The sequence below is a fragment of the Flavobacterium sp. genome, from assembly GCF_021151785.1.
Classification (GTDB): Bacteria; Bacteroidota; Bacteroidia; order Flavobacteriales; family Flavobacteriaceae; genus Flavobacterium.
The window spans coordinates 1-3,710 of record NZ_JAGKWP010000154.1 but is presented as its reverse complement, the minus strand read 5'-3'; the positions used below and the strand labels follow the sequence as shown (position 1 = coordinate 3,710).

The 3,710-nt window shown below is 34.2% G+C and carries 1 protein-coding gene; it reads left to right on the top strand.

All coding sequences use genetic code 11. The features are described 5' to 3' along the window. Window positions 1–436: 436 nt before the first annotated feature. On the top strand, window positions 437–3,710 hold a 3,274-nt coding region (locus QZ824_RS11040; protein ID WP_291276069.1), incomplete at its 3' end, for a hypothetical protein.

Below are 3,710 nucleotides of genomic sequence, written 5' to 3'. Positions count from 1 at the left end.
GTGAAAAAGTAAATTAGTTAAGTTAAGAATACCCAACTTAGTTTAGTATTTACTAAGTAAAAATAGAGCACCTCATTAGGTGCTCTATTTGTTTAATGTTGTGACTGGATTTTGAATTAATTAATTTTATTTTTACCGTTCTAAATCTGAAATCAAAAAAAGTGCTTTTTTTTTATTTATTTTTTTTTCATAAATGTTACTTTTGTAATAGTAAAATTTTGAGAGTATTTTTTTTATTGTTAATTCACAATAGTTGTTTTAGAGTAGTTTGGTAATTACTATTGTGTTGAAGTTTAAAAGGTGTTGTTTATATAACACCTTTTAATGTTTTAAATAGAGAATCTCTTTATGAAATAACTGAACTAAAAAAAAATGCTATTTTTTTAGTTTTTATTTTCATTAACTATTTTAAATTTGAAATATAAACAATCAAACCATGAGATTTAAAATAATATTACTTTGCGTAGCTTTATTAAGTTTTGTAAACAATAGTAGTTATGGACAAGACATTTTAATTAGTCAATCAGGTACCGTGAATGTGAATGGTGGAGAGATTTTCTATGATGCAGGAGGTTTGTCTGGAAATGATGGAAATATAAGTTATACAATAACTTTAATGCCTCCGGCAGGAAAAAGTGTTTGTGTAGATTTTACTTCTTTTAGTTCTTATGAGACGTTGGATATATTTGATGGGACTACTACAACAGCAACAAATATTGGCTCGCTTAAAGGTAATTATGGTGCAGTTTATAATGCTTCTGGAACTCCTTACACTACTGGCCAACCTGCACTAGGAGGTGTGGTTCAAGCTGAATTGAAGCCAGGTGTTTTTTGTGCAAATAATGCATCTGGTGCTCTAACATTTAAATTTACTAATTCATCAAACTCTCAGTCTACTGGATGGGTTGGAAATGTGTCGATTTTTACAAATGCTTCAATAGGATGTAATGTTGATTTAAAATCAAATCTTGCTTCAGTTTGTTCGGGTTCTCCCGTTGTTTTGACAGCTACGGGTTCTATTGGAACTGGATTGCTTTCTAATTCATTTAATTCTAGTACTATTGGAACAGGTTGGAATGCCACTCCTGGAGGTATAATTTTCACAAATGTTTTAAGTTGCGAGCCTAATGGATTGTATACAACAAAAAAAACAGATAATTCTATTTATGCATGGATGCAAAATGTTGCAGCGCCAAGAGTATTAGAGTCTTTAAATTTTGATGTTAGTAATGGAGGCGTTTTAAGTTTTGATTTTAGAGCTGCTTCTGATGATAATGGAGGCAATGGTTGTGAAGCAAATGATGATAAGGAAGGCGTTTATGTTCAATATTCTATTAATAATGGAGTATCATGGGTTAATATGAAGTTGATGTTTCCAAGTTTTGAGAGTAATATTGGAGCTTCTGCTAATATTGGAGCTGGAACTTATGTGTATAATTGGAACAGAACCACTTTGCCAATCCCAGCAGCAGCACAGACAACTTCAACAAAGTTTCGATGGTATCAACATCAATCAACTTCAGGTACACAAGACAGCTGGGGGATTGATGATATAAACATAATTAAATACAATCCGACTACAATAACAATTACTGACTTAGGAACAGGAACAATTGTTGCAACTTCTAATTCATTGAGTGTTTCAGCTACTGTTACACCAAGTGCTACTACCACTTATAGAGCAACAATTTCTGATGGAGTATCAAGTTGTACTAAAGATTTAGTGATAAATGTTAATGGAACAGCATCAACTACTATTGCTTATAATAGTTCTACTTTTTTAAATTCAAATGCGACTGCTCAAAACATCAATATTACAAATGGACCTGTAACAGGTAGCTATACTTCAACTCCTGCTGGTTTGTCAATTAATGCAACAACTGGGGCTATAACTCCAAGTTTAAGTAATGTAGGCATATATACCGTAAGTGTTCCAACGGCTTGTGGTGTTGCTACAACATCGGTTGAAATAGTTAGTTCAACTTGTACAACCTGTGCTAATGCAACATGTCCAGTTTCTTCAATTACAGTTACATCAGCTACGCTAGGTCAAACCAATATAGCAACAACATTAAATGCTGCTGGAGATCAACTTGGAAATGCACCTCTTTCTCCTGGTCAATCAATAACCGTATGTGTTCCAGTAACTGTACCAACAGGTTCTACAATATTAGGTTTTAAACAATTATCTTCTTCTAGTCCATCAGGTTGTGCAATACCTTCGGAAGAGGTAATAACATACCAATTAAAACCGGCTTCGGCATGTTCTGGAGCTGCTATAACGCCTACAAGAACAAATGCTTCATCTGTAGCAAGTGGTTTTAATCCTGAATGGGATGCGTTGACTCCTGGCAATTATGTACTTTGTTTTACTTTACAAATTGTAAACTCTGCTATTTGTTCAAGTGTTGATTTACAAGGTTTAGGTTATTATAATGTCTTACCAGCATGTACTAATCCAACTATTTCGACTCAACCTATTGTTACTCAAACAGTATGTAAGAATGCCTCAATATCTACTTTGTCAGTTTCTGCTTCTGGATCAGGTTTAACTTATGAATGGTATTCAAATACAGTAAATTCAAATGTTGGAGGTACATTAATAACATCAGCTACAAGTAACTCTTTTTCTCCATCAACGGCAACAGTAGGTACGTTTTATTATTACTGTATAGTTAGAAGTGGCTCATGTTCAACAGCTAGTAGTGTATCAGAGTTGATAATTTTACCTATTATCACCCCAACTTATACAAAGACAGTAAATAATTGCGAATTAGGCTCAATTAACTTTAGTTCTATTCTTCCAACAGGTACTACTTTTAATTGGATAAGTGGACCTTCAGGATATACTTTTCCGTCTGGATACAATACTCCTTCAAGTTCGAATAATTCATTATCAAATTTGCCCGCTGGTACTTATTGTGTTGACATCACTTCACCATCTACATCGGGGGGTACTGCTACTACAACTTTACTAGCAGAGGATTTTGAAGCCAATGCACCTAATTGGACAATTGATAATTCAGGAGGAAGCAATATTTTTGTTATAAATAATTCTTATATAGGAGGTACTTGTACGATCGGAGGGGTTCCATTTACTGTTCCAACAGTACCTAATCAAGGAACTTGGGCTACTTCTGGTCCTCAAAGTAAATATTTACACATAAAAGCTACTACCACTTGTGGATTTAGTTGTGCAGAAGGAGGGGCTTTTCCACCTTCTAATGCAAATTTTTGTAGTACCGTTTCAGATCAAAAATTTACCTTAAATACACCACTAAATACTGTTGGAAAGACTAATGTGACAATAAGCTACTATTTTATCTGTAAGAGTGCCGATGTTGATGATTTTGGAGCTTTAGAATATAGCATAAATGGAGGTTCAACATGGATACAAGCGGGAGCCAATTTATCAGGGGCTACTACATGGAATAATAGAGTTACTTCATTGCCAGCATGGGATAACCAATCTAGTCTTTTATTTAGATTTAGATGGAAAAATGATGCTTCTAGTTCAAGTGATCCTCCACTTTGTATAGATCAGGTTTTAGTTACAGGACAGTCAACTACAACAGCTAGTTGTGGTCAAACAGTTCAAGAATGTATTGTTATTAATCCAGTTGTTACACCTACGTTTGCATCGGTTGCACCAATCTGTTCAGGTTCAACTTTAGCTGCGTTACCGACTACTTCTAGTAATGGTATCACAG